This is a genomic window from Stenotrophomonas sp. STEN225 (genome assembly GCF_056756445.1).
The window spans coordinates 52155-78774 of the sequence record NZ_JBRRBV010000013.1; the positions used below are offsets into that span (position 1 = coordinate 52155).

Consider the following 26620-nt stretch of genomic DNA (forward strand, 5'->3'; position numbering starts at 1 on the left):
GCGTTCCACGGCTTATGACTGCCTGGAGCTGCAATGTCACGACTCGCTTCCGCCTGCCTGCTGGCTGGCATGATGACCGCTGCCTCGGTGGGGACCGCCGTGGCTGCTGAAGATACCGACCGTTATGCCTGGCTGGAGGACGTCACCGGCGACAAGCCGCTGTCCTGGGTCAAGGAGCAGAACGCCAAGGCCGAGGCGCGCCTGGCGCAGACTCCGGCCTTCAGGCAGATGGAGGCCAGCATCCGTGAGGTGCTCGATTCGGATGCCAAGATTCCCGGCGTGCAGAAGATCGGCGACTACTACTACAACTTCTGGAAGGACAAGCAGCACGAACGTGGCCTGTGGCGGCGCACCACCCTGGCCGAGTACCGCAAGGCCTCGCCGCAGTGGGAAACCGTGCTTGACCTGGACGCACTGAACAAGGCCGAGGGCGAGAACTGGGTCTGGCACGGCGCCGACTGCCTGCGCCCGGACTACAGCCGCTGCCTGATCGCGCTGTCACGCGGCGGCGCGGATGCCGATGTCACCCGCGAGTTCGATCTGTCGACGAAGCGCTGGATCGAGGATGGCTTCTTCCGTCCCGAGTCGAAGGGCGGCCTGAACTGGATCGATCGCGATACCGTGTTCGTCTACACCGATTTCGGTGCCGGCACCATGACCACCTCCGGCTACCCGCGCGTGGCCAAGCTGTGGAAGCGTGGGACGCCGATGTCGTCGGCCAGCGTGGTGTACGAAGGCAAGCCGGAGGACATGTACATCGCGGCGATGCACGATGACACCCCGGGCTTCGAGCGCAACCTGGTCAGCCGCACGCTGGCGTTCTACAACAATGAGGTCTACCTGCGCGGCGACGATGGCACGCTGACCAAGATCGATGCGCCGAACTCCGCCGAGAAGGGCCTGCACAAGCAGTGGCTGACCCTGGAGCTGCGCGACGCCTGGACCGTGGGCGGCAAGACCTACGCGTCCGGCTCGCTGCTGGCGACCCGGCTCGATGACTTCCTGGCCGGCAAGCGTGACTTCGAGGTCCTGTTCACCCCGACCGCGACCACCTCGCTGGCCGGTGCGACCTGGACCAAGAACCACCTCGTCCTGAACGTGCTGGACGATGTGAAGAATCGCCTGTCCGTGCTGACCCCGGGCGCCAATGGCTGGCAGAAGAGCGCGTTTGTCGGCGCGCCGGCATTCGGCACTCTGGCCGTGGGCGCAGTGGACAGCGACGACAGCGATGCGGTCTGGCTGACCGCCACCGACTATCTGACGCCGACCACCCTGGCTTTGGCCGAGATCGGCAAGGCACCGGAAACGCTGAAGACCATGCCGGCCTTCTTCAATGCCGAGGGCAAGGTGATCGAGCAGCACTTCGCCACCAGCAAGGATGGCACCCGTGTGCCGTACTTCGTGGTGCATGCCAAGGACATGAAGCTGGACGGCTCCAATCCGACCCTGCTGTACGGCTACGGCGGTTTCGAGATTTCGCTGACACCCAGCTATTCCGGTGGCATGGGCCGCGCCTGGCTGGAGAAGGGCGGTGTGTACGTGGTGGCCAACATCCGTGGTGGCGGTGAGTACGGCCCACGCTGGCACCAGGCGGCGCTGAAGCAGAATCGTCACAAGGCCTACGAGGACATGGCCGCGGTGGCACAGGATCTGGTCAAGCGCAGGATCACCAGTGCCAGGCACCTGGGCGTGCAGGGCGGCAGCAACGGCGGCCTGCTGACCGGCAACATGCTGACGCAGTACCCGGAGCTGTTCGGTGCGGTGGTGGTGCAGGTTCCGCTGCTGGACATGAAGCGCTACAGCCACCTGCTGGCCGGCGCGTCGTGGATGGCCGAGTACGGCAACCCCGATACCAGCGACTGGGAGTTCATCAAGACCTTCTCGCCGTACCACCTGTTCGACGCGAAGAAGAACTACCCGCCGGTGCTGTTCACCACCTCCACCCGCGATGACCGCGTGCACCCGGCCCATGCCCGCAAGATGGCGGCGAAGATGATCGATGCCGGCAAGGATGTGACCTACTACGAGAACATCGAAGGTGGTCATGGCGGCGCAGCCAACAACGCGCAGGCCGCGCACATGGCGGCCCTGGCCTACAGCTTCCTGTGGGAGCGCCTGGGCGGTAAATGACGAAATGAAAAACGCCGCCCCCGGGCGGCGTTTTTCATGGGCGGCGCTGCGCGCTCGCCGGGCATGGGCCGGCGCTACCGGAAATGTTGCAGCCCGCGCGCGATGCGCTCCACCGCTTCCTGCAGCCGCGGGATTTCCTGGGTATAGGCCAGGCGCACATGCTGGTTGGCGCGGTGGAAGCCGAAATCCAGGCCCGGGGTGAAGGCCACATGCTCGGTTTCGAGGAAGTGCGCGCAGAACGCCTGGGCATCATCGGTGAACGCACTGACATCGGCATACAGATAAAACGCGCCCTGCGGCTCCACCTCGATGCGGAAGCCCAGCTCGCGCAGCGCCGGCAGCAGGAAATCGCGACGCTGGCCGAAGGCCTCCCGTCGCTGTTCGAAGATCGCCATCGATTCATCGGTGAAACAGGCCAGGGCTGCATGCTGGGCGATGCTCGACGCACTGATGTACAGGTTCTGCGCCAGCTTCTCCAGTTCGGGCACCGCTGCGGGCGGCGCCACCAGCCAGCCCAGGCGCCAGCCGGTCATGCCGAAGTACTTCGAGAAACTGTTCAGCACGAACGCGCTGTCATCGACCTGCAATACGCTGGCCGCGTCCACGCCGTAGGTCAGGCCGTGATAGATCTCGTCCACCACCAGGTGCCCGCCGCGTGCGTGCAGTGTGCGTGACAGCGCCGCAAGTTCATCGGCCGACAGCACCGTGCCGGTGGGGTTGGCCGGCGAGGCGACGAGTGCGCCGACGCTGTCCGTGTTCCAGTGCTGTTGCACCAGCGAGGGTGTGAGCTGGTAGGCGGTCTGTGGACCGACCGGGACCAGCTGTGCGGCACCTTCCACCAGGCGCAGGAAATGCCGGTTGCAGGGATAGCCGGGATCGGCCAGCAGCCAGTGCCGGCCCGGGTCGACCAGCAGGCTGCTGGCCAGCAGCAGCGCGCCGGAGCCGCCAGGAGTGACCAGGATGCGTTCCGGATCCACATCCAGCCGGTAACGGCTGCGATAGAAACCGCTGATCGCCTGGCGCAGCGCAGGCAGGCCGCGTGCGGCGGTGTAGCGCGTGTGCCCGGCGGCCAGGGCCGCCTGGCCGGCACGCACCACCGGCCCGGCCGTGGTGAAGTCCGGTTCGCCGATCTCCAGGTGGATGACATCGTGGCCGGCCTGTTCCAGCGCCTGCGCGCGGGCCAGCAGGGACATCACGTGGAACGGAGCGATTTCATGGCTGCGCCGGCTGTAGACCGGCGGGTGGGGCAGGGTACTCATGCGCCCATGGTACGCCGACCGCTGCCGGCGGGTCCGCACCGTGACGACCTGCAGGGTTGTGGTGCCGACGGGATTGGGGTCAGATCGCTGTTCGGGGAAGGGAACCGATCCCGTCGAAGACCATTGCATTGAAGCGCCTGGAGCCTTATCTCATGAAGCCCACCCTCTGCCTGTTGCTCGCCAGCCTGATGACCAGCACCGCTACCGCCGCCCCCCTGCCTGTTCCGCCGGACGCCGCCCGGCATCCGCACGAGGTCAAGGCCCCGTTCGGCGCGACCCGCAACGACGACTATTACTGGCTGCGTGACGACAAGCGCGCGAACAAGGACATGCTGGCCTACCTGCAGGCCGAGAACGCCTATGCCGACCAGGTGCTGGCGCCATTGAAGCCGCTGGAAGACGCGCTGTACAAGGAAATCGTCGGCCGCATCAAGCAGGATGATTCCAGCGTGCCGGCGCGCGAGCGCGGCTACTGGTACTACAGCCGCTTCGAGACCGGGCAGGACTACCCGATCCACGCACGCCGCAAGGGCAGCATGGATGCCGCCGAAGAAGTGCTGCTGGACGTCAACGCAATGGCCGCCGGCAAGGGCTACTTCAATGTCGGCTCGATGGAAGTCAGCCAGGACAACCAGCTGCTGGCCTGGGCCGACGATGACGTGGGCCGTCGCCAGTACACGATCCGCTTCAAGGACCTGCGGACCGGGCAGGTGCTGCCCGACGTGATCACCGGCAGTTCCGGCGACCTGGTCTGGGCCGACGACAACCGCACCGTGCTGTACGTCGAGAACGATCCGGAAACGCTGCTGACCGTGCGCGTGAAAAAGCACGTGCTGGGCACCCCGGCCAGCGCCGACACCGTCGTCTACGAAGAGAAGGACGACAGCTTCTACATGGGCATCGGCCGCACCCGCGACGACCGCTTCATCACCATCGGCGTGCACAGTACCGTGTCGTCGGAAGAGCGCTACGCGCCGGCCGGCGACCCGACCACGTTCACCGTGCTGGCGCCACGCCAGCGCGACGTCGAGTACGACGGCGACCACTACGATGGCCGCTGGGTGATACGTACCAACGACAGTGCAAAGAACTTCAAACTGGTCACCGCACCGACCGATGCCACTTCGCGTGCGCAGTGGAAGGACTGGATCGCGCATGACGATGCGGTGTTCATCGAAGGCTTCGAGCTGTTTGATGGCTTCACCGCCATTGCCGAGCGCTCCGAAGGCCTGGAGCGCATCCGCCTGCTGTTCAAGGATGGCCGCAGCGACTACGTGAAGGCCGATGAGCCGGCGTACTCGATGGGCCTGGGCGACAACACCGAGGCCGATACGCCATGGCTGCGCTACGTCTACACCTCGATGACCACCCCGACCACCGTGTTCGAGCTGAACACCGCCACCGGCGAGCGCCGCCAGCTGAAGGTGCAGCCGGTGATCGGCTATGACGCATCGAAGTACGAAACCGAACGCGTCTGGATCACCGCGCGCGATGGCGTGAAGGTGCCGGTGTCGCTGGTCTACCGCAAGGGCTACCAGAAGGACGGCAAGGGCGCGCTGTTCCAGTACGCCTACGGCAGCTACGGCATGTCGATGGACCCGTACTTCAACCAGACGGCAGTGAGCCTGCTCGATCGCGGCGTGGTGTATGCCATCGCCCACATCCGCGGTGGCCAGGAGATGGGCCGCGACTGGTACGAGAACGGCAAGCTGCTGCACAAGCAGAACACCTTCAACGACTTCATCGACGTTACCCGTGGACTGGTGGCGCAGGGCTGGGCGGCGAAGGATCGCGTGGCCGCGTCCGGTGGCAGTGCCGGTGGCCTGCTGATGGGGGCGGTGGCCAACCAGGCGCCGCAGGACTACCGGGTGATGGTGGCGCAGGTGCCGTTCGTGGACGTGGTCACCACCATGCTGGATCCGACCATCCCGCTGACCACCAACGAGTACGACGAGTGGGGCAACCCGGAGCAGAAGCAGTACTACGACTACATGCTCTCGTACTCGCCCTACGACAATGTCAGGAAGCAGGATTATCCGGCGCTGTTCGTCGGTACCGGCCTGTGGGATTCGCAGGTGCAGTACTGGGAACCGGCCAAGTGGGTGGCCAGGCTGCGCGACGACAACACTGGCCATTACCCGATCCTGTTCCGCACCAACATGGAGGCCGGCCATGGCGGCAAGTCGGGTCGCTTCCAGCGTTACCGCGAGCTGTCCGAATCGTATGCCTTCGTGCTGCAGCAACTGGGTATCGCAGCACCGTGATTGCGGCGGGGTGCCGGGCGTTGCCGGGCACCCCGAACCGTTATCCTTGCGAGCATGAGCCTGCCTGAACCGCCTGCCGCCCAGGACGCAGCCCCGACCCGCCGGCCGGTGCGTTTCCGCTGGGCATGGTGGCTGCTCGCCTATGTCAGTCTCGGCACCGGCATTGTCGGCATCTTCGTGCCGGGGCTGCCGACAACCGTATTCATCCTGATCTCGGCATGGGCCGCCTCGCGCGGCTCCGAGCGGCTGCACGCCTGGCTGCTGCAGCATCCGCGCTTCGGGCCGGCCATCAGCAACTGGCAGGCGCATGGCGCGGTCAGCCGCTACGGCAAATGGATGGCCACGATCACCATGGCGGTCTGCGCCGGGATCATGCTGTGGTGCGTGCCGATCGCCTGGGTGAAATGGTTTTCCATCGGCAGCATGACCGTGGTGGCGATCTGGCTGTGGACGCGGCCGCTGCCGCCGCCGCCGCAGGACTGACCCTTCCGCCGGGCATGGCCCGGCGCTGCCATGGGGGCCGTACCCTCCACCAACCGCTCAGCCGGCAGTGGCTATACTCGGGGCATGAAGATTCCCCATCGAAACGCCATCCTGATTCCGCTGGCAGCGGCCTCGCTGCTGTTCCTGTCCGCCTGCGGCAACAAGGGCCCGCTGGTGCTGCCGCAGAAGCCGGTGCCGGTGGAAGAGACCGTCGAGCCGGCCACCGATGCCGACGGCGAAGCCACCCCGCCTGCCACCCAGGACACGGGTGACGGCAGTCCGTCGGTGACCCCGGACCCGGTGAAGAAGGTGGACGACGGGAATGAGTAAGACCGGTTCCACCGCGCTGCGTTTCAGCAAGATGCACGGCGCGGGTAACGATTTCGTAGTGATCGACCTGCGCGACGGCACCGCGCCGCCCACGCCACAGCTGGCCGCGCGCCTGGCCGACCGCCACACCGGCGTGGGCTGCGACCAGATCCTGACCATCGAGGCCCCGCGCGTCGAAGGCTCGGTCGCCTCGTACCGGATCTGGAACGCCGATGGCTCCAATTCCGAGCAGTGCGGCAACGGCGCGCGCTGCATCGCGGCCTGGCTGGTGCGCGAGGGCAGTGCCCAGGGCGATGCATTCGTCATCGACAGCCCACTGGCCAGCCATGCGGTGCAGGTGCTGGGCCAGGGCCAGTATGCGGTGACCATGGGCGTACCCGCATTCGAACCTGCCAGCGTGCCGCTGGTCGGCTTTGCCCACCCGCGCGAGGAGTATCTGCTGCCGCTGCAGGGCGAGAGCGTGCGGTTTGCTGCGGTGTCGATGGGCAATCCGCATGCCGTGATCGAGGTGGGCCTGATCGATGCGGCGCCGGTCGAGCGCGTCGGCGCGCTGCTGCAGCAGCATGCCTCGTTCCCGAAGTCGGTGAACGTGGGTTTCACCCAGGTCATCGCGCCGGACCATGCGCGGTTGCGCGTGTTCGAGCGGGGCGTCGGCGAGACCCTCGCCTGCGGCAGCGGCGCCTGTGCAGCCGCAGTCACCCTCATGCAGCGCGGTCGCCTGCAGCGCGATGCACGCATCAGCCTGCCCGGCGGCGAACTGCGCATCCAGTGGCCGGGCGAGGGGCAGCCCGTGGTGATGGCCGGCCCCACCGCATTCGTCTTCGAAGGGGAGTGGATCGCATGACTGAGACCGTCGACAAGCTCGGGGCCCATGAAGTCGCTGCCTGGTTGCGGCGCCATCCGGCCTTCCTCAAGCAGTTCCCGGACCTGGCGCTGACCCTGGTGGTGCCGCGCGATGACGGCCCGACCGCATCGCTGGCCAGCTACCAGCTGGAGCTGCTGCGGGAAAAGAACCGCGAGCTGGCGCGACGGTTGGCCGATCTGGGCGCGACCGCCCAGGTCAACGAACGGCTGGCGGTGCGCACCCACCAGCTGACGCTGGCACTGATGAAGCAGGGCAGTGCCGCCGATACCCTGCGTGCGATGGCCGCCTCGCTGCAGGAGGATTTTGCGGGTGATCTGGTGCGGCTGGTCGTGCACGTGCCGGTGGCCGGGCTGGAACAGGCCGAATGGCTGCAGGTCATCGCGGCCGACGATCCACGCCTGGGCCCCTTCCGTGATTGCCTGAAGGACGGTGAGCCGATCTGCGGCCGCCTGCAGCCGGAAAAGAACGCGGTGCTGTATGGCGCGCGCAGTGAGGAGGTGCAGACCACCGCCCTGCTGCCGCTGCCGGGTGTCGGCCTGATCGCGGTCGGCAGCCATGACCCGAACCGCTTCTACCCGGGCATGGGCACGCTGTTCCTGCGCATGATGGGCGAGGCCCTGGCCACCGGCCTCAAGCGCTTCCAGGACTGAGCGGAGCGCGGCGGCGATGAGCGCGGTCATGGCGTTCCTGCAGCACCTGCAGGTGGAACGGCGGATGTCGGCGCATACGCTGGACGCCTACCGTCGCGACCTGGATGCGCTGGCGGCATGGGCCGAGCCGCGGGGCGTGCCGGTGGAGGCGCTGGATGCTGACGCCGTGCGACAGTTCGTCGCCGATGAACATCGCCGGGGCCTGTCGGCCAAGAGCCTGCAGCGGCGGCTGTCTGCCTGCCGCAGCTTTTATGCGTGGCTGCTCAGGCATGGCCGCATCGAGGTCAGTCCAGCGGCCACCCTGAAGGCACCGCGAGCGCCGCGCAGGCTGCCGCAGGTGCTCGACGCCGATGAAGCCGTGCAACTGGTCGAACTGGAACCGGAAGGCGAGCTGGGGCGACGCGACCGCGCGCTGCTGGAGCTGTTCTATTCCTCCGGCCTGCGCCTGAGCGAGGTCTGCGCATTGACCTGGCGTGACCTGGATTTTGCCAGCGGACTGGTCAACGTGATGGGCAAAGGCAACCGCCAGCGTCGGGTACCGTTCGGCAAGCCGGCGCGCGAGGCACTGCTTGCGTGGCGCAGCGAAAGCGGCGGCGCCGCGGCCTCCCCGGTGTTTCCGGGCCGCAACGGGCCGATCAGCCAGCGCGCGGTGCAGATCCGCATCCGCCAGCTGGCGCAGCGGCAAGGGCTGTTCAAGCACGTGCATCCGCACATGCTGCGGCACAGCTTCGCCAGCCACATCCTCGAGTCGTCCGGCGACCTGCGCGGCGTGCAGGAACTGCTGGGGCACGCCGACATCGCCACCACGCAGATCTACACCCATCTGGATTTCCAGCACCTGGCCAAGGTCTACGACGCTGCGCATCCGCGCGCCAAGCGCCGCCGGTAGCGCCAATCCACGCCCGGCGGCAGTGGTAGCGCCGGGCCGTGCCCGGCGGATACGGCGGCCGCTGGCGCCCGAGCCCTGAACGGCAGCCATCCGCGCAGGCTTGATCGGCCCCGGCGCTGTCCCCATGTCCCGGGAACAGCTATCGGAGGCCGCATGGACCCCAGTCAGAACCCCAACGTTTTCCACGCCACCACCATCGTCTGCGTGCGTCGCGGCGAGCATGTGGCCATTGCCGGCGACGGCCAGGTCACGCTCGGCCACACCGTGATGAAGGGCAATGCGCGCAAGGTGCGCCGGCTGGGTCGCGATGGCCAGGTGCTGGCCGGTTTCGCCGGCGCGGCCGCCGATGCCTTCACCCTGTTCGAGCTGTTCGAGGCCAAGCTGGAAAAGCACGGCCAGCTGCAGCGTGCCGCCGTCGAGCTGGCCAAGGACTGGCGCACCGAGCGTCGCCTGGGCAAGCTGGAAGCACTGCTGGCCGTGGCCGACAAGGAAACCTCGCTGATCATCAGCGGTACCGGCGATGTGATCGAGCCGGAAGACGGCATCATCGCCATCGGTTCCGGCGGTTCCTACGCGCTGTCGGCGGCCCGCGCGCTGATGGCGCACACGGCGCTGGATGCGCGCACCATCGCCAGTGAAGCGATCAACATCGCGGGCGACATCTGCATCTACACCAACCGCAACGTGGTGGTCGAGGAGCTGTGACGCTCCCTGATCCGCCGGGCATGGCCCGGCGCTACCGGCCGGGCCGTCTGGTTCCGGTGTCATCGACAACGCATTCGTGAGCCCATCCATGTCGAAGATCGAAGTTTCCTCCGCCACCATGACGCCGCGCGAGATCGTGCAGGAGCTGGACCGGCACATCGTTGGCCAGCATGACGCCAAGCGCGCCGTGGCCATCGCCCTGCGCAACCGCTGGCGCCGCATGCAGCTGCCGGCCGAGCTGCGCAACGAGGTCATGCCGAAGAACATCCTGATGATCGGCCCGACCGGCGTCGGCAAGACCGAGATCGCGCGTCGCCTGGCCACGCTGGCCAATGCGCCGTTCGTGAAGGTCGAAGCGACCCGTTTCACCGAGGTCGGCTACGTCGGCAAGGACGTCGAACAGATCATCCGCGATCTGGCCGATACCGCGGTCAAGCTGTACCGCGAGCAGGCCAAGGTGCGCGTGCGCACCCAGGCAGAAGAACGTGCCGAAGACCGCATTCTCGATGCGCTGCTGCCACGCCGCAGCGGCGGCATCGGTTTCGACCCGGAAGTGGCGCGCAACGAGCCGTCGGCACAGGACAACGAAACCCGCATCAAGTTCCGCAAGATGCTGCGCAATGGCGAGCTGGACGAGCGCGAGATTGAACTGGATCTGGCCGCCAACGTCAGCATGGACATCATGACGCCGCCGGGCATGGAGGAGATGGGCCAGCAGCTGAAGTCCATGTTCGCCAATCTCGGCGGTGGTGCCAAGGCGCACAAGCGCACCTTGACCATCAAGGCGGCACGCCCGCTGCTGCTGGAGGAAGAAGCCGGCAAGCTGGTCAACGAGGACGATATCCGCACTGCGGCGATCGAAGCCTGCGAGCAGCATGGCATCGTCTTCATCGACGAGATCGACAAGGTTGCCAAGCGCGGTGACAACGTGGGTGGTGGCGACGTCTCGCGTGAAGGCGTGCAGCGCGATCTGCTGCCGCTGGTGGAAGGCTCGAACGTGTCGACCAAGTACGGCACGATCAAGACCGACCATATCCTGTTCATCGCTTCCGGTGCCTTCCACCTGGCCAAGCCGAGCGATCTGATTCCGGAGCTGCAGGGTCGTTTCCCGATCCGCGTGGAACTGGGCGCGCTGAGCAAGGGTGATTTCGTGCGCATCCTGACCGAGCCGAAGGCGGCGCTGACCAAGCAGTACGAAGCGCTGCTGGCCACCGAAGGCGTCAAGGTCAGCTTCACTGCCGACGCCATCGACCGCCTGGCCGAGATCGCCTTCCAGGTGAACGAGCGCCAGGAGAACATCGGTGCCCGCCGCCTGCATACGGTACTGGAGCGCCTGCTGGATTCGCTCAGCTACGAAGCGCCTGACCGCGATGGCGAGACCCTGGCCATCGACAGCGCTTACGTCGATGCGCATCTGGGTGAACTGGTGCAGGATCCGGACCTGAGCCGCTACATCCTGTAACGCAGAAGGCCGCCGAAAGGCGGCCTTCTTGTTTGAGGGATCCGACCCCTGTGCGCTCAGGCCTCCGGCAACGGCGCAGGTACGGTGCCCGGCTCGAACACGCCTTCCTTCACGTAGGCGGCCAGGGTCATGTCCAGCGCGAGCATGCCGTCGCGCTGGAGATCCATCAGATCCGGCTCGACCATCGCGCCATGCAGCACCCCCAGCACGGTCGCGTGCAGCATGCGCGCGGCGATCTTCGGGTCGGCGCCTTCGCGCAGCTGGCCCAGCGCCTGCGCGCGTCGCAGCGCACGCTCCATCCGGTCCAGCGCGTCGCGGAAACCGGCCTGCTGGAGTTCGGTCAGCACCTTGGTGTCGGCCGAAGCATCGCTGCGCAGCATGATCTCCATGGTCTTGCGCAGGCGCTCGTCTTCGGACAGCTCGATGAAGGAATGGATCATCACCGCGCGCAGATCATGCACCGGCGTATCGCGCTGCTCGGTGGAGGTGCGCTCCAGTTCCTGCATGAAAGGCAGGTGCACCCGTTCGATGATCGCGGCCAGCACCTCGCCCTTGTTCTTGAAGTGCCAGTACACGGCGCCGCGGGTATAGCCGGCGCGGGCACCGATCATCTCCAGCGTGGTACGGGCCACGCCATGTTCATGGAAGCAGGCTTCGGCGGCGTCAAGGATGCCTTCCCGGGTTGCCTGGGTGTCCTCTTTGGTCTTGCGGGCCATGGGTACGAGTACGGGTGAAACGTGGCTGAATTGTACCTGTTTACAAACAAACAAGCATGTATGTATATTTCACCTCCATCGTTCCCGTCGTGTGCGTGGCTGTCCTGTTCCGGCACCCATGACTGCCCGGGTGGCGTTGTACGTGAGGCCTCAACCCGTTCCCGGGAGGTGTCCGCCGTATCAGCGCCTGCTGAGATTCTTCCTTCCAAGAGCCTTCCCCATGTTGCTGAGCCGAATCCGACCCTTTGCGCTGTCGCTGGCCATCGCCACGACCGTGGCCGCCTGTGGCGGCGAACCCCAGGCCCCCGAACAGGGGCCCGGCCAGGTCAGCGTGGTCACGCTGAAGTCCGAGACCGTGGGTCTGACCCGCGAGTTGCCGGGCCGGACCAATGCCTTCCTGGTGGCCGAAGTCCGTCCGCAGGTCAGCGGCATCGTGGCCAAGCGCCTGTTTACCGAGGGCGGCATGGTCAAGGCCGGCGAGCCGTTGTACCAGCTGGATGACGCCAGCTACCGCGCCCAGGCCAACAGTGCCCGCGCACAGCTGGCCCGCGCCGAAGCCACGGCCAACGCCGCGCGCCTGAGTGCCAAGCGCATCACCGAGCTGGCCAAGGTCGATGCGGTCAGCCAGCAGGATCTGGAAAACGCCGTAGCCGCGCAGAAGCAGGCCGAGGCCGATGTCGGCGCCGCCCGGGCTTCGCTGGATTCGGCCAACGTCACGCTGGGCTACGCGCGCATCACCGCGCCCATCAGCGGCCGCATCGGCAAGTCCAGCGTCACCCAAGGTGCGCTGGTGAACGCCGGCCAGGCCGACGCCCTGGCCACAGTGCAGCAGCTGGATCCGATCTATGTCGACCTCACCCAGTCCTCGGCCGAGCTGCTGCAGCTGCGCCGCGAGCTGGCCGCCGGCCGCCTGCAGGACAACCAGCAGACGCCGGTCAGCATCCTGCTGGAAGACGGCAGCGCTTTCGAGCACAAGGGCACGCTGGAGTTCTCCGAAGTCAGCGTCGATCCAGCCACCGGCAGCTTCGGCCTGCGGGTCAAGGTGGAAAACCCCGATGGCCTGCTGATGCCGGGCATGTACGTGCGCGCAGTGATCGGTGGCGGCGTGCGCAGCGACGCGGTGCTGGTGCCGATGCAGGGCATCGCACGCGATGCCAAGGGTGACACCACGGCGATGGTGGTCGGCAAGGACAGCAAGGTCGAAGTCCGCCCGGTCAAGGTCAGCCGCACCATCGGCGACAAGTGGCTGGTCGAGGATGGCCTGAAGCCCGGCGACAAGGTCATCGTCGAAGGCCTGCAGAAGATCGGCCCCGGCATGCCGGTCAACGCCACCGAAAAGGGCGCCGCACCGGCCAAGCCGGCCGCTGCCCCGCCTGCGGCTCCGGCCGGCGACGCGAAGTAAGCGGAGAATTCCATGGCACGCTTTTTCATCGATCGACCCATCTTCGCGTGGGTCATCGCCATCATCATCATGCTCGCCGGCGGCCTGGCCCTGTTCAAGCTGCCGGTCTCGATGTATCCCAACGTCGCTCCGCCGGCGGTGGAAATCAGCGCCACCTACCCGGGTGCCTCGGCCAAAGTGGTCGAAGACTCGGTGACGCAGATCATCGAGCAGAACATGAAGGGCCTTGATGGCCTGATCTACTTCTCCTCCAACAGCTCGGCCAACGGCCAGGCGACCATCACCCTGACCTTCGAGAGCGGTACCAATCCGGACATCGCGCAGGTGCAGGTGCAGAACAAGCTGCAGCTGGCCATGCCGCTGCTGCCGCAGGAAGTGCAGCGGCAGGGCATCAACGTGGCCAAGTCCAGCTCGGGCTTCCTGAACGTGATCGCCTTCGTCTCCGAAGACGGCAGCATGGATGCCAACGACATCGCCGATTACGTCGGCTCCAATGTCGTCGATCGCCTGAGCCGGGTCCCGGGCGTGGGCAACATCCAGGTCTTCGGCGGCAAGTACGCCATGCGCATCTGGCTGGACCCGAACAAGCTGCATACCTATGGCCTGTCGGTGCCGGAAGTGACCGCAGCGATCCAGGCACAGAACGCACAGGTGGCGATCGGCCAGCTGGGCGGCGCGCCCTCGGTCAAGGGCCAGCAGCTCAACGCCACGATCAATGCGCAGTCGCGCCTGCAGACGCCGGAGCAGTTCCGCAACATCGTCGTGCGCGGCGCGCAGGACGGTGCCGAACTGCGCCTGGGTGATGTCGCCCGCGTCGAGCTGGGCGCGGAATCCTACGACTTCGTCACCCGCTACAACGGCCAGCCGGCCAGCGGCCTGGCCGTCACCCTGGCCACCGGCGCCAATGCGCTCGACACCGCCGCCGGCGTGGATGCTGCGCTGGACGACCTGAAGAACTTCTTCCCGGCCGGCCTGAAGGCCGAGATTCCGTACGACACCACGCCGTTCGTACGCGTGTCGATCAAGGGCGTCGTGCAGACCCTGATCGAAGCGATCGTGCTGGTGTTCGTGGTGATGTACCTGTTCCTGCAGAACTTCCGCGCCACCCTGATCCCGACCATCGCCGTGCCGGTGGTGCTGCTGGGCACGTTCGGTGTACTGGCGATGCTCGGCTTCTCGGTGAACATGCTGACCATGTTCGCGATGGTGCTGGCGATCGGCCTGCTGGTGGACGACGCCATCGTGGTGGTGGAGAACGTCGAGCGCATCATGTCCGAGGAGGGCCTGTCGCCGCTGGAGGCCACCCGCAAGTCGATGGGCCAGATCACCGGTGCACTGGTCGGCATCGGCCTGGTGCTGTCGGCCGTCTTCGTGCCGATGGCCTTCATGAGTGGCTCCACCGGCGTGATCTACCGGCAGTTCTCGGCCACGATCGTTTCGGCGATGGCGCTGTCGGTGCTGGTCGCGATCGTACTGACCCCGGCGCTGTGCGCCACCCTGCTCAAGCCGCTGAAGAAGGGCGAGCATCATGTCGCCCACCGCGGCCTGGCCGGTCGCTTCTTCAACGGCTTCAACCGGGGTTTCGACCGCACCAGCGAAAGCTACCAGCGTGGTGTACGCGGCATCCTGAATCGTCCGTGGCGTTTCATGGGCATCGTCGCCGCGCTGTTCGTACTGATGGCGGTTCTGTTCGTGCGCCTGCCCAGCTCGTTCCTGCCCAATGAAGACCAGGGCGTGCTGATGGCGCTGGTGCAGGCCCCGGTCGGCGCCACCCAGGAACGTACCCTGGAATCGATCGCGGCACTGGAGAACCACTTCCTGGAGAACGAGAAGGCGGCGGTCGAGTCGGTGTTCTCGGTGCAGGGCTTCAGCTTCGCCGGCATGGGCCAGAACGCGGGCATGGCCTTCGTCAAGCTGAAGGACTGGAGCGAGCGTGACGCCGACAACGGCGTGATGCCGATCACCGGCCGCGCCATGGCTGCGCTGGGTGGGATCAAGGACGCCTTCATCTTCGCCTTCCCGCCGCCGGCGATCCCGGAGCTGGGTACCGCTTCGGGCTACACCTTCTTCCTGAAGGACAACAGCGGCCAGGGCCACGATGCACTGGTGGCCGCGCGTGACCAGCTGCTCGGCCTGGCGGCCGGCAGCAAGAAGCTGGCCAACGTCCGCCCGAACGGACAGGAAGACACGCCGCAGTTCCGCATCGACATCGACGTGGCCAAGGCAACGTCGCTGGGGCTGTCGATCGCCCAGGTCAATACCACCCTGGCCACCGCATGGGGCAGCGCGTACATCGATGATTTCGTCGATCGTGGCCGCGTCAAGCGCGTGTTCGTGCAGGCCGACCAGCCGTTCCGCATGGTGCCGGAGGACTTCGATCTCTGGTCGGTGAAGAACGACAAGGGCGAGATGGTTCCGTTCAGCGCCTTCGCCAGCAAGCACTGGGACTACGGCTCGCCGCGCCTGGAGCGCTACAACGGCGTGTCGGCAATGGAAATCCAGGGCGAACCGGCCCCGGGAGTCGCCTCCGGTGACGCCATGACCGAGATCGAGCAGCTGGCCAAGCAGCTGCCGGCGGGCTTCGGCATCGAGTGGACCGCGATGTCCTATCAGGAACGCCAGGCCGGCTCGCAGACCCCGCTGCTGTACACGCTGTCGCTGATGATCGTGTTCCTGTGCCTGGCCGCGATGTACGAAAGCTGGAGTGTTCCGACCGCCGTGCTGCTGGCCGCCCCGCTGGGTATCCTCGGCGCGGTGCTGGCCAACACCTTCAAGGGCCTGGAGCGCGACATCTACTTCCAGGTGGCAATGCTGACCACGGTGGGCCTGACCAGCAAGAACGCGATCCTGATCGTAGAGTTCGCCAAGGAAAACCTGGAGAAGGGGGCCGGCCTGATCGAATCGATCATGCATGCCGTGCGCGATCGCCTGCGTCCCATCGTGATGACCTCGCTTGCATTCGGCATGGGCGTGGTGCCGCTGGCGATCTCCACCGGTGCCGGTTCCGGCGCCAAGCAGGCCATCGGCATCGGCGTGCTGGGCGGCATGATCGTCGGCACCGCGCTGGGCGTGTTCTTCGTGCCGCTGTTCTTCGTGGTGGTGCAGCGCGTGTTCAAACGCAGGACCGCCGAGTGATGGAATCCGGCAGCGCCGGGCCATGCCCGGCGGATGCCTTACCACGTAGCTGCCGGGAACGGCCCGGCGCTACCACCGTGACCCCCAAGGTGTCGCCATGAAATTCTCTTCTCTTGCTGTATCCCTGGCCGCCGTGCTCACGGTCGCCGGCTGCTCCACCCTCGCGCCGAAGGACACGGCCGTTGCCCCGGCGATTCCTGCGCAGTGGCCGGCAGAGGCCACGCAGGGCCAGGTTGCCGATGTGGCCACGCTGGGCTGGCGTGACTTCTTCACCGATCCACGCCTGCAGCAGGTGATCGGCCAGGCGCTGGACAACAACCGCGACCTGCGTGTGGCCGTGCTCAATGTCGAGCGCGCACGCGGCCAGTACCGGGTGCAGCGCGCCGACCGGGTGCCGGGTGTGGCCATCACCGGGCAGATGGAGCGCACAGGTACGGATGCGGGAGTCACCGAGCAGTTCACTGCCGGCGTCGGCGTGGCCGAATTCGAGCTGGACCTGTTCGGCCGCGTGCGCAACCTCAGCGAAGCAGCCCTGCAGCAGTACTTCGCCATCGCCGCCAACCGCCGTAATGCACAGCTGAGCCTGGTGGCCGAGACGGCAACGGCGTGGCTGACCTACGGCGCCGACAGCCAGCAGCTGAAGATCGCCGAAGCGACGCTGAAGACCTATGAGGATTCGCTGCGCCTGGCAGAAGCACGCCATGAACGTGGCGGCAGTTCAGCACTGGAACTGACCCAGACCCGCACCCTGGTCGAAACCGCGCGCACCGATGCCGCACGCCTGCGCGGCCAGCTCGCGCAGGACCGCAACGCCCTGGCGCTGCTGGCCGGTGGCCAGGTCGACCCGGCTCTGCTGCCGGATGGCATCGAGCCGCAATTGCTGGCACTGGCCCCACCACCGGCCGGCCTGCCCAGCGACGTGCTGCTGCTGCGCCCGGACATCATGGCGGCCGAACACCAGTTGCTGGCTGCCAACGCCAACATCGGCGCTGCCCGCGCAGCGTTCTTCCCGAGCATTTCGCTGACAGGCAGCATCGGCAGCGGATCGAACGAACTGTCGAACCTCTTCGACAGCGGCACGCGCGTGTGGAGCTTCCTGCCGAAGATCACCCTGCCGATCTTCCAGGGCGGCCGTCTGCGTGCCAATCTCGACATCGCCAATGCAGATCGTGATATCGCATTGGCGCAGTACGAGAAGGCGATCCAGAACGGCTTCCGCGAAGCGGCGGATGCGCTGGCGATGAACGTAAGCCTGGATGAGCAGGTCAGCGCCCAGCAGCGTCTGGTCGACGCGGCCGAGCAGGCCAACCGGCTGTCGCAGGCACGCTATGACGCCGGCCTGGACAGCTTCGTCAGCCTGCTCGACGCGCGTCGTACGGCCTACAGCGCGCAGCAGACGCGGCTGCAGGCGCAGCTGGCCCAGCAGGCGAACCGCATCACCCTGTACAAGGTGCTGGGCGGCGGCTGGCACGAACGCAGCTGACGGGACGCGCCGGGCATGGCCCGGCGTGGATTCTGGTAGCGCCGGGTCATACCCGGCGGCGCTTCGATCAGGCGTTCGCGGGTCGTCGTGTCAGGGCTACACCGCTTCATCATCACGGCGCACCGTGTGGCAGGCCCGCACACGGGCCAGCGCGTCGCCGGCTTCGCGTGCCATCCGCTCATACTCGGCGCGGATCTCTTCCAGCCGCTGTTCGTCCAGTTCTTCCAGATCCAGCAGCTCGTTGTTGGCTTCCGCGGTGGCCCGGATCAGTTCGTCCAGCTTGATCTGCATCGCCGCCGTATCGGCGTTCTGCGTGTGCTGGATCAGGAAGACCATCAGGAAGGTGATGATGGTGGTGCCGGTGTTGATGACCAGCTGCCAGGTGTCGTTGAAGCCGAACACCGGGCCGGAGATGCCCCACACCACCACGATGGCTACTGCACCCAGAAAGGTCCACGGAGAGCCGGTGGCGGCCGCGGCCTTCTTGGCGATGGTATTGAACAGGTTTCTTGCTTTCACCGTCGTCGTCCCGCTGGGGTGACGTGATGATCGGCGCGTGGCCGTGCAGCCCGCGTGCAGCAGGCCTGCTCAGGCGCGCAGCCGCGGTGCGTCCTGCAGGCGCACGCGGCTGGCCTGGTAGACGTGCTGCCAGCAGCGGTCGACGAACTCGCGGGCCTGTGCTTCGCTCAGCCGCGGCATGATCTGCAGCGCATACTGGGTCTGGAACATCTCGTCACGCTGCTCGTTGCTGGCGCGCGGCTGGGTGATCAGCGAATCGCAGGCGAACTTGATCCAGGGTACGTAGGAACCGAACGAATTATGAGGCAGCGCACCGTCGGCATGCTGGCGGCGCCAGTGCTCGAGTTCCGCATCGACGTCGATGACCGGGGGAATGGCAGGGACTTCAGTGTGCATGTCGATCCAATCGGTTGAGGTGGACGTGGAGTGGGGGGAATCGCAGTGTTGCCTGATCACCGGTGGAAGCGGTGTCATCGCAATGTGGAAACAGCGTTGCGATTGCCGATCAGTTGGGCGTGCTCGACCACGCCGAGGTCTTCAGCGATGTCCGCCATCGCGTTGCACAGGCGGACGTGGTCGCGTGGATGGTCGCGCACCAGTTCCAGCTGCATGCTCTGATAAGCGGTCCAGAACAGGGCACCGCGCCGATGCAACCGATATTGGCCCCGCAGGCGGGCGCGGATTCCGTCAAGGATCAGATTGGGCGTGGGGCTTGCAGCGTGCGCGCACATGGCTGGCTCCGCCGGGGTAGGGGGCCCCGGTAACCCCACCGTAGGCGTGCCGGAGCGGTGGGGTGTTACCGCGGCGTGTGCATGCGTGCCGACGGAGTGCGCAGCGCGTCACATCGAACGCCGCAGACGCTGACTGCACAAGGGCCTGCCGCGGATGAAGCATTCATTAAACGCGGGCTGGGGTCAGTCCACGGCACTCATTCGCCGATGTCTTCGTTCCAGATCTCGGGATATTGCGCAATGAAGCTCCCGAGCAGGTCGACGCATTCCTGGCTGTCGAGGTCGATCACATTGACGCCGTTTTCGCGCAGCCAGTCGATGCCGCCCTGGAACGTGCGGGACTCGCCGACCACCACGGTGCCGATGTTGAACTGGCGCACCAGTCCCGAGCAGTACCAGCACGGGGCCAGGGTGGTCACCATGATCGTGTCGCGGTAGCGACGCTGGCGCCCGGCCTTGCGGAAGGCGTCGGTCTCGCCGTGCACGGAGGGATCGCCTTCCTGCACCCGGCGGTTGTGGCCGCAGCCGAGCAGGCGACCGTCGTTGTGGTACAGCGCCGCGCCGATCGGCACGCCGCCCTCGGCCAAGCCCTGGCGGGCTTCGGCGATGGCGGTCTGCAGCAGGGCCTGGTAATCAGGTGTGGTGATCATGCGGGGCTCCGGAAGGTCATGGGCTGCCATGATAAGGCGCTGTTCCCCCGCAGCGGCCCTGGCGGTGCGATAATCGGGGGCATGAGCGAATCCCCCTACAAATCCGGTACCACCCATTTCGGGTTCCGCGACGTCGCCGCCAAGGACAAGCAGAAGCTGGTCGGGCAGGTGTTCACCTCGGTCGCGCGCAACTACGACCTGATGAACGACCTGATGAGCCTGGGCGTGCACCGGGCGTGGAAGCGTTACTACGTGGCGACCGCGCAGGTGAAGCCCGGTGACCGCGTGCTTGACCTCGCGGGGGGCACTGGCGACATTGCCGCCCTGCTGAAGGAGCGCGTCGGCGCCGAAGGTTCGGTGGTTCTGGGCGACATCAATGCCGGCATGCTGTCGGTGGGCCGTGATCGCCTCACCAACCGCGGCCTGGTGCTGGGCCTGGACTACGTCCAGTGCAATGCCGAGGCCCTGCCGTTCCCGGACAACAGCTTCGACCTTGTCACCATCGCCTTCGGCCTGCGCAACGTGACCGACAAGGATGCTGGCCTGCGCGAGATGTACCGCGTGCTCAAGGTCGGCGGCCAGGCGCGTGTGCTGGAGTTCTCCGAGGTCACCGCCGACTGGTTCAAGCCGATCTACGACTTCCACTCGTTCAAGATCCTGCCGAAGCTGGGCAAGCTGTTCGCCAATGATTCGGACAGCTACCAGTACCTGGCCGAGAGCATCCGCAAGCATCCGCCGCAGGACGAGCTGAAGGCCATGATGGGCGAGGCCGGTTTCGAGCGCTGCCACTACAAGAACCTGACCGGCGGCATCGTGTCGATCCACTCCGGCTACAAGCTGTAAGCCTTGCCCTTGGTGGGTGCCAACCTTGGTTGGCACTCGGCCGCTGCGGTCATCCGCTCTGGTAGGTGCCGACCTTGGTCGGCACGGGCCTGCCACATGCGTTGATGGATCCGTGCCAACCAAGGTTGGCACCTACCCAGGGCGCCGCCGCAGGATCGGCCTTGGCCGCCTTACCCCGCACCGCGCAACGCCTGCGGGGCCGGAGGGAGGTACCATTGGGGTTTGCTCCCCGTAACGGTCCCGATTCATGCGCAATCCGCTGATGCTCCTTCCGTTGGCCGTGGCCCTGGCCGCTGGCTGCTCCCAGGAGGCGGCCGCGCCCGCCGCCGCCCCGACTGCCGAAAAGGCCCCCGCCGCTCCCGTGAACGCCGAGAACCGCAGCCACGACGAAAGCTCGTACGCCGAGCCGGACAAGGTCGTCATCAAGGACATCGCGCTGGACCTGAAGCTGGACTTCGACCAGAAGCAGATCGGCGGTACCGCGACCTACACCCTGGAGTGGAAGCAGAAGGACGCCACGCAGCTGGTGCTCGACACCCGCGAGCTGACCGTGTCCAAGGTCGAAGCCGTTGCCGCCGACGGCGCACGCAGCCCGCTGAAGTTCGAGCTGGCGGCGGCCGACAAGGTGTTCGGCAGCAAGCTGACCATCGAGGCCCCGCAGCAGCCGTCCAAGGTCGAGGTGACCTACCACACCGCGCCGACCGCCTCGGGCCTGCAGTGGCTGGCGCCGTCGATGACCGAAGGCAAGAAGCTCCCCTTCATGTTCAGCCAGTCGCAGGCCATCCATGCCCGTTCCTGGGTGCCGCTGCAGGACACCCCGAGCGTGCGCTTCACCTACAGCGCGCACGTGGTCTCGCGCCCGGACGTCATGGTGCTGATGAGCGCCGACAACGACCCCAAGGCCGCGCGTGATGGTGACTACACCTTCAAGATGCCGCAGCCGATCCCGTCCTACCTGCTGGCGATCGCCGCCGGCGATCTGGTGTTCGAGCCGATCTCCGGCCGCTCCGGCGTCTGGGCCGAACCGACCATGGTCGGCAAGGCGGCCAAGGAGTTCGAGGACACCGAGAAGATGATTGGTGCCGCCGAGAAGCTGTACGGCGAGTACCGCTGGGGCCGTTACGACATGCTGGTGCTGCCGCCGTCGTTCCCGTTCGGCGGCATGGAGAACCCGCGCCTGACCTTCGCCACCCCGACCGTGATCGTCGGCGACAAGTCGCTGGTCTCGCTGGTCGCCCACGAACTGGCGCACAGCTGGTCGGGCAACCTGGTGACCAACGCCAGCTGGAAGGACATCTGGCTCAACGAGGGCTTCACCACCTACGTCCAGGGCCGCATCACCGAAGCGCTGTACGGCAAGGAGATGGCCGAAATGGAGCGGCAGATCGACCAGACCGACCTGCTGGCGGAAGTGAAGGACATGAGCCCCGCCGACCAGGCGCTGGCGCTGCCGCCGCTGAACGAGCGTGACCCCGATGAAGCCCTGAGCCAGGTGGCCTACGTCAAGGGTTCCTGGTTCCTGGAGTTCCTGGAACAGCGTTTCGGCCGCGAGACCTTCGATCCGTTCCTGCGCGGCTGGTTCGATGACCACGCCTTCCAGAGCGCGAATACCGACCAGTTCGTCGAGTACCTGAAGAAGAACCTGCTGCCGAAGAACCCGTCGGCAGTGACGGAAGCCGAACTGAAGGCATGGCTGGACGAGCCGGGCATCCCGGCGTTCGCGGCCAAGGCGCAGTCGCGCAACTTCAGCAGCGTCGATACCGCGCGCATCGCCTTCACCAGCGCAGGCACCGTGCCCAGCAGCCAGGTCATCGCTGACTGGAGCACCCAGGAGTGGGTGCGCTTCATCGACGGCCTGGGCACGACCCAGCCGCTGGACACGCTGGCCACGCTGGACAAGGCCTTCCACTTCACGGGCACGCCGAATGGCGAGATCGCCATGCGCTGGTATCCGCTGGCCATCCGCAGCGGCTACGAGCCGGCCAATGAGGCCGCGGCGGCATTCATCGAGCGTGTCGGCCGTCGCAAGCTGATCCTGCCGATCTACGCCGAACTGGTGAAGACGCCGAAGGGGCTGGAGCTGGCCAAGCAGGCCTTCGAGAAGGCCAAGCCGGGCTACCATCCGATCACCACTGCCTCGGTCCAGGACATGCTGGCCAAGGCCGAAGCCAAGTAAGAACAAGCGCCGGGCACTGCCCGGCGCTTTTTTTGTAGAGTCGAGCCATGCGCGACTTTGCAAGCATGCGAAAAACACGAAGGACCTCTGCCATGAAACGACTGATCCTGCTCACCGCCTGCACCCTGGCCCTGGCCGCCTGCAGCAATCCCGAAGAAGAGCGCAAGGCGCAGGAAGCCGCCGCGGCCGCCGTTCAGGCGCAGAAGGAAGCCAAGGCCGAGGACGTGGCCAGGCAGTACGACATGGCCGTCGCCGCGCAGGACTGGGAGCGCGCGCGACTGCATGGCGCCGCGCTGCTGGATGAGTACAAGGACACGGCCGCCGCCGAGCGCATCGCCGCAGGCTTCGAAGAGGTCAAGGCCAAGGGCGATGCCGCGCGCGACCTGCGCCGCATGCAGGCGCTGTGGCAGTACAACCAGATACCGGTCGGCAACAAGGGCAACCAGGTGTCGGCGCAGATCTACAGCAAGGAACGGGTGGACGTGGATGGCAGCGGCGCCAAGCCGGTGCAGCTGGTGTTCCGCGATCACCCGGAGTGGAAGCGGCACGCCTACCTGGTGCTGCAGGCCGGCGATTTCCGCTGCCCGCAGTGTACGGTGAAGGTGACCGTGGACGACGGCAAGCCGGTGTCGATGGCCGCCTGGCGGCCGCAGACCGATGAGGCGATTGCGCTGTTCATCACCGATCAGAAGGCGCTGTGGAAGCTTGCGCGCAAGGGCAAGTCGATCAGCATCGAGTTCCCGGTCAAGGCCGGCGGCACCCGCACGGCGGTGTTCGAAACCGGTGGCGTCGACGCCAGCCGCATGCCGCAGTGGTGGCAGTGATCGTTGCGGCGGGCAGCGCCGTGCACGCGTTGTCCGCGATCCGGCACTGGGTGTTCGACATGGACGGCACGCTGACTGTGGCCGTGCATGATTTCGCCGCGATCCGCCGCGCACTGGAGATCGCCGCCGAGGAAGACATCCTCGACCATATCGCGGCGCTGCCTGACGCATCGGCGCAGGCCAAGCGTGAGTGGTTGCTGGACCACGAGCGCGGGCTGGCCGAGGGGGCGTTGCCGGCACCGGGCGCGGTGAAGCTGCTGCGCGCGCTGGCGGCGGCTGGCTGCCGGCTGGGCATCCTGACCCGCAACGACCATGCGCTGGCGAAGCTGACGCTGGAGGCGATCGGGGTCGGGGAACTGTTCGACGATGCCGACATCATCGGCCGCGAAGAAGCGGTGCCCAAGCCCTCGCCGGATGGCCTGCAGCAGCACCTGCGGCGCTGGGGCGTTGCCGCCGCGCAGGCGGTGATGGTGGGTGACCACGCCTATGATCTGGACTGCGGCCGTGCCGCCGGCACCCACACCGTGCTGGTCAACCTGCCTGACAACCCGTGGCCGGGCCGCGCGGATTGGCACTTCGCCGATTGCCGCGCCCTGTTGGCAGCGTGGCAGGGCGCATGACCGTGTAGAGCCGAGCCCACGCTCGGCTGCTCTGCGGTCAGATCGCGCTGGCGCGCGCAGGCCGAGCATGGGCTCGGCTCTACAGACAGCAGGCAACGTGTCGGTCGGAAGTTCCGGTGGTGCCGGCCGCTGGCCGGCAGTGTCGACCCAGGTCGACACCCACCGAGCAGATGCGCGGGCAGTTCGGTTTACGCGCCCAGCGCGTAACCGAACTGCTGCTTGAACTGCTCGTTGAACTCATCGAAGGTGAAGCGCTGGTTCTGGGTGCCCGGGTGCTCGACCTTCAGTGCGCCCATCAGGTTGCCCATGCGGCCGATGGTCAGCCAGTCGTAGCCTTTCTGGATGCCGTAGATCAGGCCGGCGCGGAAGGCATCGCCGCAGCCGGTCGGATCGACCACACGGCGCTCGTGCGCCGGCGGGATGTCGTAGCTCTTGTCCGGCGTGTGGATGACCGCGCCCTTCGGGCCGCGGGTGGTGATGTAGGCCTGCACGCGGCTGACGATTTCCTTCTCGTCCCAGCCGGTGCGTTCCTGCAGCAGGTTCGACTCGTAGTCGTTGACCACCACGTAGTCGGCCTGCTCGATGAACTGGCGCAGCTCCGGTCCGTTGAACAGCGGCATGGCCTGGCCCGGGTCGAAGATGAACGGGATGCCGTCCTCGTGGAACTCCAGCGCGTTCTGGATCATGCCTTCGCGGCCGTCCGGGCCGACCAGGCCCAGGGTCACGCCCGGCACGCCACGCACGTGGTTCTCGTAGGAACGCATCATCGCGCCCGGGTGGAAGGCGGTGATCTGGTTGTTGTCGTGGTCGGTGGTGATGAAGGCCTGCGGGGTGAACAGCTCATCGATCACGCGCACGCGCGACAGGTCGATGCCCAGGCCATCGAAGTACTCGCGGTACGGGCCGAAGTCCGAGCCGACCGTGCCCATCGGGATCGGGTGGCCGCCCAGCAGATGCAGGTTGTAGGCGATGTTGCCGGCGCAGCCGCCGAACTCGCGGCGCATCCGCGGGACCAGGAACGACACGTTCAGGATGTGCACCTTGTCCGGCAGGATGTGATTCTTGAACTGGTCCGGAAACACCATGATGGTGTCGAAGGCAAGAGAACCACAGATCAGAGCGGACATCGATGTAAGCCTATGCGGTGAATTTTGGGGTGGGCCTGCCCGCTTCGACGGGCAAGCAAACGGCGCCCTTGGGCGCCCGACGGCGCAAAGGTTACCCGCTGGTGCCGCTCAGGGCCAGAAGCGGGTGATGCCGGATCAGGCCCAAAGCCTGTGAAGACGCGGGTTCAGCTGGATTTTTCCTTGCTCGGCGGCAGGCGGGTTGCTAGGCTTGTCGGCCTCGATTTCTGCCCATTTTTTCGCCATCCCGCGGCGGGCACGACACCCCTCAGGACTCCTTCCTCAGATGTTCAAGAAACTCCGTGGCATGTTCTCCAATGACCTGTCCATCGACCTGGGCACGGCCAACACCCTCATCTACGTGCGCGGGCAGGGGATCGTGCTGAATGAGCCTTCGGTCGTGGCCGTGCGCCAGGACCGTGCCATCGGTGGCACCCGCTCGGTGGCAGCCGTCGGTGCCGAGGCCAAGCAGATGCTGGGCCGTACCCCGGGCCACATCACCACCATCCGCCCGATGAAGGATGGCGTCATCGCCGACTTCACCTATACCGAGGCGATGCTCAAGCACTTCATCAAGAAGGTGCACAAGTCCCGCGTGCTGCGCCCGAGTCCGCGCGTGCTGGTCTGTGTGCCGGCCGGCTCGACCCAGGTCGAGCGTCGTGCGATCAAGGAATCGGCCGAGGAAGCCGGTGCCCGCGACGTGTACCTGATCGAAGAGCCGATGGCCGCTGCGATCGGCGCCGGCATGCCGGTCACCGAAGCCCGTGGCTCGATGGTCATCGATATCGGCGGTGGCACCACCGAAGTGGCGGTCATCTCCCTCAACGGCATCGTCTATTCGGCCTCCGTCCGCATCGGTGGCGACCGCTTCGACGAGTCGATCACCAACTACGTGCGCCGCAACCACGGCATGCTGATCGGTGAAGCCACGGCCGAGCGCATCAAGGTGGAGCTGGGCTGTGCCTACCCGCAGGCGGAGGTGCAGGAGCTGGAGATTTCCGGCCGCAACCTCGCCGAGGGCGTGCCGAAGATGATCAAGATCAGCTCCAACGAAGTGCTCGAAGCCCTGCACGAACCCCTGTCGGGCATCGTCAGCGCGGTCAAGCTGGCCCTGGAGCAGACGCCGCCAGAACTGTGCGCCGACGTCGCCGAGCGCGGCATCGTGCTGACCGGTGGTGGCGCCCTGCTGCGCGACCTGGATCGCCTGATCTCCGAGGAGACCGGCCTGCACGTGCAGGTGGCCGACGATCCGCTGACCTGCGTGGCCCGCGGCGGTGGTCGTGCGCTGGAGCTGGTCGACATGCACGGCAACGAGTTCTTTGCGCCGGAATAAGCCGTCCCGGCCGTTCCTGCCCGCAGC

The 26620-nt window shown here is 66.5% G+C and carries 24 protein-coding genes and 1 pseudogene; 17 read left to right on the top strand and 8 right to left on the bottom strand.

Annotation, left to right across the window (positions count from 1 at the left end):
* Positions 1-33 precede the first annotated feature (33 nt).
* The gene (locus ACVOJ1_RS13600; RefSeq protein ID WP_053519813.1) at positions 34-2130 is read left to right on the top strand and encodes a prolyl oligopeptidase family serine peptidase; all 2097 of its coding nucleotides are present in this window, start codon (positions 34-36) and stop codon (positions 2128-2130) included.
* Between the two features lie 74 nt (positions 2131-2204).
* Here ACVOJ1_RS13600 and ACVOJ1_RS13605 read toward each other — a convergent pair whose 3' ends face one another.
* Positions 2205-3389, bottom strand: a complete 1185-nt coding sequence (locus tag ACVOJ1_RS13605; protein ID WP_111186207.1) for a pyridoxal phosphate-dependent aminotransferase — start codon at positions 3387-3389, stop codon at positions 2205-2207.
* Positions 3390-3534: 145 nt separating this feature from the next.
* Positions 3535-3600: pseudogene (locus ACVOJ1_RS13610) on the bottom strand (hypothetical protein); the annotation flags it as partial.
* Between ACVOJ1_RS13610 and ACVOJ1_RS13615 the strand changes: the two are divergent.
* The 8 genes from ACVOJ1_RS13615 to hslU all read left to right on the top strand — a co-directional run bounded on the left by ACVOJ1_RS13615 (position 3578) and on the right by hslU (position 11037).
* On the top strand, positions 3578-5653 hold the full coding sequence (locus tag ACVOJ1_RS13615) for a S9 family peptidase (RefSeq protein WP_481558714.1): 2076 nt from the start codon (positions 3578-3580) through the stop codon (positions 5651-5653). The pseudogene ACVOJ1_RS13610 and the gene ACVOJ1_RS13615 overlap by 23 nt on opposite strands.
* A gap of 54 nt (positions 5654-5707) precedes the next feature.
* A complete protein-coding gene (locus ACVOJ1_RS13620; RefSeq protein WP_346480544.1) occupies positions 5708-6136 on the top strand; it encodes a YbaN family protein in 429 nt (142 codons plus the stop codon).
* An 84-nt stretch (positions 6137-6220) separates the two neighbouring features.
* A complete protein-coding gene (gene lptM / locus ACVOJ1_RS13625) occupies positions 6221-6466 on the top strand; it encodes an LPS translocon maturation chaperone LptM (RefSeq protein ID WP_053520180.1) in 246 nt (81 codons plus the stop codon).
* On the top strand, positions 6459-7310 hold the full coding sequence (gene dapF, locus ACVOJ1_RS13630) for a diaminopimelate epimerase (protein WP_065175178.1): 852 nt from the start codon (positions 6459-6461) through the stop codon (positions 7308-7310). Before lptM ends, dapF begins: the two co-directional genes overlap by 8 nt.
* Positions 7307-7981, top strand: a complete 675-nt coding sequence (locus ACVOJ1_RS13635; RefSeq protein ID WP_065175177.1) for a DUF484 family protein — start codon at positions 7307-7309, stop codon at positions 7979-7981. Before dapF ends, ACVOJ1_RS13635 begins: the two co-directional genes overlap by 4 nt.
* Before the next feature lie 16 nt (positions 7982-7997).
* Complete coding sequence (gene xerC / locus ACVOJ1_RS13640) at positions 7998-8870, top strand: tyrosine recombinase XerC (RefSeq protein ID WP_111186205.1); 873 nt, start codon at positions 7998-8000, stop codon at positions 8868-8870.
* Positions 8871-9023: 153 nt separating this feature from the next.
* A complete protein-coding gene (hslV, locus tag ACVOJ1_RS13645) occupies positions 9024-9575 on the top strand; it encodes an ATP-dependent protease subunit HslV (RefSeq protein WP_053520176.1) in 552 nt (183 codons plus the stop codon).
* 88 nt (positions 9576-9663) lie between these two features.
* Complete coding sequence (gene hslU, locus ACVOJ1_RS13650; protein WP_053520175.1) at positions 9664-11037, top strand: ATP-dependent protease ATPase subunit HslU; 1374 nt, start codon at positions 9664-9666, stop codon at positions 11035-11037.
* Between the two features lie 56 nt (positions 11038-11093).
* Here hslU and ACVOJ1_RS13655 read toward each other — a convergent pair whose 3' ends face one another.
* A complete protein-coding gene (locus ACVOJ1_RS13655; RefSeq protein WP_065175175.1) occupies positions 11094-11753 on the bottom strand; it encodes a TetR family transcriptional regulator in 660 nt (219 codons plus the stop codon).
* A gap of 220 nt (positions 11754-11973) precedes the next feature.
* On the opposite strand from ACVOJ1_RS13655, the gene smeD reads away from it, so the two are divergent.
* The 3 genes from smeD to smeF all read left to right on the top strand — a co-directional run bounded on the left by smeD (position 11974) and on the right by smeF (position 17773).
* Positions 11974-13155: a multidrug efflux RND transporter periplasmic adaptor subunit SmeD gene (gene smeD, locus ACVOJ1_RS13660; RefSeq protein ID WP_065175174.1), complete on the top strand. Its 1182-nt coding sequence runs from the start codon at positions 11974-11976 to the stop codon at positions 13153-13155.
* 12 nt (positions 13156-13167) lie between these two features.
* On the top strand, positions 13168-16290 hold the full coding sequence (gene smeE / locus ACVOJ1_RS13665; protein ID WP_346480545.1) for a multidrug efflux RND transporter permease subunit SmeE: 3123 nt from the start codon (positions 13168-13170) through the stop codon (positions 16288-16290).
* Positions 16291-16387: 97 nt separating this feature from the next.
* Positions 16388-17773 carry a multidrug efflux RND transporter outer membrane subunit SmeF gene (gene smeF / locus ACVOJ1_RS13670; RefSeq protein WP_164150669.1) on the top strand — a complete coding sequence of 462 codons (1386 nt, stop codon included), beginning with the start codon at positions 16388-16390 and terminating at the stop codon, positions 17771-17773.
* 96 nt (positions 17774-17869) lie between these two features.
* Here smeF and ACVOJ1_RS13675 read toward each other — a convergent pair whose 3' ends face one another.
* The 4 genes from ACVOJ1_RS13675 to ACVOJ1_RS13690 form a co-directional block, all read right to left on the bottom strand.
* Positions 17870-18292 (bottom strand): low affinity iron permease family protein, encoded by a 423-nt coding sequence (locus ACVOJ1_RS13675; protein WP_053520445.1) that lies wholly within the window; start codon positions 18290-18292, stop codon positions 17870-17872.
* A 69-nt stretch (positions 18293-18361) separates the two neighbouring features.
* A complete protein-coding gene (locus ACVOJ1_RS13680) occupies positions 18362-18688 on the bottom strand; it encodes a hypothetical protein (RefSeq protein ID WP_065175172.1) in 327 nt (108 codons plus the stop codon).
* Positions 18689-18762: 74 nt separating this feature from the next.
* On the bottom strand, positions 18763-19023 hold the full coding sequence (locus tag ACVOJ1_RS13685) for a hypothetical protein (RefSeq protein WP_180876838.1): 261 nt from the start codon (positions 19021-19023) through the stop codon (positions 18763-18765).
* Positions 19024-19220: 197 nt separating this feature from the next.
* Positions 19221-19673, bottom strand: a complete 453-nt coding sequence (locus ACVOJ1_RS13690) for a nucleoside deaminase (RefSeq protein WP_197571616.1) — start codon at positions 19671-19673, stop codon at positions 19221-19223.
* Between the two features lie 81 nt (positions 19674-19754).
* On the opposite strand from ACVOJ1_RS13690, the gene ubiE reads away from it, so the two are divergent.
* The 4 genes from ubiE to ACVOJ1_RS13710 all read left to right on the top strand — a co-directional run bounded on the left by ubiE (position 19755) and on the right by ACVOJ1_RS13710 (position 24136).
* Entirely contained in the window at positions 19755-20516 is a 762-nt protein-coding gene (ubiE, locus tag ACVOJ1_RS13695) for a bifunctional demethylmenaquinone methyltransferase/2-methoxy-6-polyprenyl-1,4-benzoquinol methylase UbiE (RefSeq protein ID WP_053520441.1), read from the top strand.
* A 247-nt stretch (positions 20517-20763) separates the two neighbouring features.
* Positions 20764-22692 (top strand): M1 family metallopeptidase, encoded by a 1929-nt coding sequence (locus ACVOJ1_RS13700; protein WP_193396467.1) that lies wholly within the window; start codon positions 20764-20766, stop codon positions 22690-22692.
* A gap of 92 nt (positions 22693-22784) precedes the next feature.
* Positions 22785-23516 carry a hypothetical protein gene (locus ACVOJ1_RS13705; RefSeq protein WP_193396468.1) on the top strand — a complete coding sequence of 244 codons (732 nt, stop codon included), beginning with the start codon at positions 22785-22787 and terminating at the stop codon, positions 23514-23516.
* Positions 23516-24136 (top strand): HAD family hydrolase, encoded by a 621-nt coding sequence (locus ACVOJ1_RS13710; RefSeq protein WP_346480551.1) that lies wholly within the window; start codon positions 23516-23518, stop codon positions 24134-24136. The genes ACVOJ1_RS13705 and ACVOJ1_RS13710 overlap by 1 nt, the downstream gene beginning before the upstream one ends.
* A gap of 188 nt (positions 24137-24324) precedes the next feature.
* Here ACVOJ1_RS13710 and ACVOJ1_RS13715 read toward each other — a convergent pair whose 3' ends face one another.
* The gene (locus tag ACVOJ1_RS13715; protein ID WP_053519641.1) at positions 24325-25263 is read right to left on the bottom strand and encodes a carbohydrate kinase family protein; all 939 of its coding nucleotides are present in this window, start codon (positions 25261-25263) and stop codon (positions 24325-24327) included.
* A gap of 283 nt (positions 25264-25546) precedes the next feature.
* On the opposite strand from ACVOJ1_RS13715, the gene ACVOJ1_RS13720 reads away from it, so the two are divergent.
* Positions 25547-26593: a rod shape-determining protein gene (locus ACVOJ1_RS13720; RefSeq protein WP_005411077.1), complete on the top strand. Its 1047-nt coding sequence runs from the start codon at positions 25547-25549 to the stop codon at positions 26591-26593.
* The last annotated feature ends 27 nt before the right edge of the window (positions 26594-26620 follow it).

Bases quoted from the DNA above. Each gene is read 5' to 3' on its own strand.
- ACVOJ1_RS13600 (WP_053519813.1), top strand. From the start codon at position 34: ATGTCACGACTCGCTTCCGCCTGCCTGCTGGCTGGCATGATGACCGCT.
- ACVOJ1_RS13605 (WP_111186207.1), bottom strand. From the start codon at position 3,389: ATGAGTACCCTGCCCCACCCGCCGGTCTACAGCCGGCGCAGCCATGAA.
- ACVOJ1_RS13615 (WP_481558714.1), top strand. From the start codon at position 3,578: ATGACCAGCACCGCTACCGCCGCCCCCCTGCCTGTTCCGCCGGACGCC.
- ACVOJ1_RS13620 (WP_346480544.1), top strand. From the start codon at position 5,708: ATGAGCCTGCCTGAACCGCCTGCCGCCCAGGACGCAGCCCCGACCCGC.
- lptM (WP_053520180.1), top strand. From the start codon at position 6,221: ATGAAGATTCCCCATCGAAACGCCATCCTGATTCCGCTGGCAGCGGCC.
- dapF (WP_065175178.1), top strand. From the start codon at position 6,459: ATGAGTAAGACCGGTTCCACCGCGCTGCGTTTCAGCAAGATGCACGGC.
- ACVOJ1_RS13635 (WP_065175177.1), top strand. From the start codon at position 7,307: ATGACTGAGACCGTCGACAAGCTCGGGGCCCATGAAGTCGCTGCCTGG.
- xerC (WP_111186205.1), top strand. From the start codon at position 7,998: ATGAGCGCGGTCATGGCGTTCCTGCAGCACCTGCAGGTGGAACGGCGG.
- hslV (WP_053520176.1), top strand. From the start codon at position 9,024: ATGGACCCCAGTCAGAACCCCAACGTTTTCCACGCCACCACCATCGTC.
- hslU (WP_053520175.1), top strand. From the start codon at position 9,664: ATGTCGAAGATCGAAGTTTCCTCCGCCACCATGACGCCGCGCGAGATC.
- ACVOJ1_RS13655 (WP_065175175.1), bottom strand. From the start codon at position 11,753: ATGGCCCGCAAGACCAAAGAGGACACCCAGGCAACCCGGGAAGGCATC.
- smeD (WP_065175174.1), top strand. From the start codon at position 11,974: ATGTTGCTGAGCCGAATCCGACCCTTTGCGCTGTCGCTGGCCATCGCC.
- smeE (WP_346480545.1), top strand. From the start codon at position 13,168: ATGGCACGCTTTTTCATCGATCGACCCATCTTCGCGTGGGTCATCGCC.
- smeF (WP_164150669.1), top strand. From the start codon at position 16,388: ATGAAATTCTCTTCTCTTGCTGTATCCCTGGCCGCCGTGCTCACGGTC.
- ACVOJ1_RS13680 (WP_065175172.1), bottom strand. From the start codon at position 18,688: ATGCACACTGAAGTCCCTGCCATTCCCCCGGTCATCGACGTCGATGCG.
- ACVOJ1_RS13685 (WP_180876838.1), bottom strand. From the start codon at position 19,023: ATGTGCGCGCACGCTGCAAGCCCCACGCCCAATCTGATCCTTGACGGA.
- ACVOJ1_RS13690 (WP_197571616.1), bottom strand. From the start codon at position 19,673: ATGATCACCACACCTGATTACCAGGCCCTGCTGCAGACCGCCATCGCC.
- ubiE (WP_053520441.1), top strand. From the start codon at position 19,755: ATGAGCGAATCCCCCTACAAATCCGGTACCACCCATTTCGGGTTCCGC.
- ACVOJ1_RS13700 (WP_193396467.1), top strand. From the start codon at position 20,764: ATGCGCAATCCGCTGATGCTCCTTCCGTTGGCCGTGGCCCTGGCCGCT.
- ACVOJ1_RS13705 (WP_193396468.1), top strand. From the start codon at position 22,785: ATGAAACGACTGATCCTGCTCACCGCCTGCACCCTGGCCCTGGCCGCC.
- ACVOJ1_RS13715 (WP_053519641.1), bottom strand. From the start codon at position 25,263: ATGTCCGCTCTGATCTGTGGTTCTCTTGCCTTCGACACCATCATGGTG.
- ACVOJ1_RS13720 (WP_005411077.1), top strand. From the start codon at position 25,547: ATGTTCAAGAAACTCCGTGGCATGTTCTCCAATGACCTGTCCATCGAC.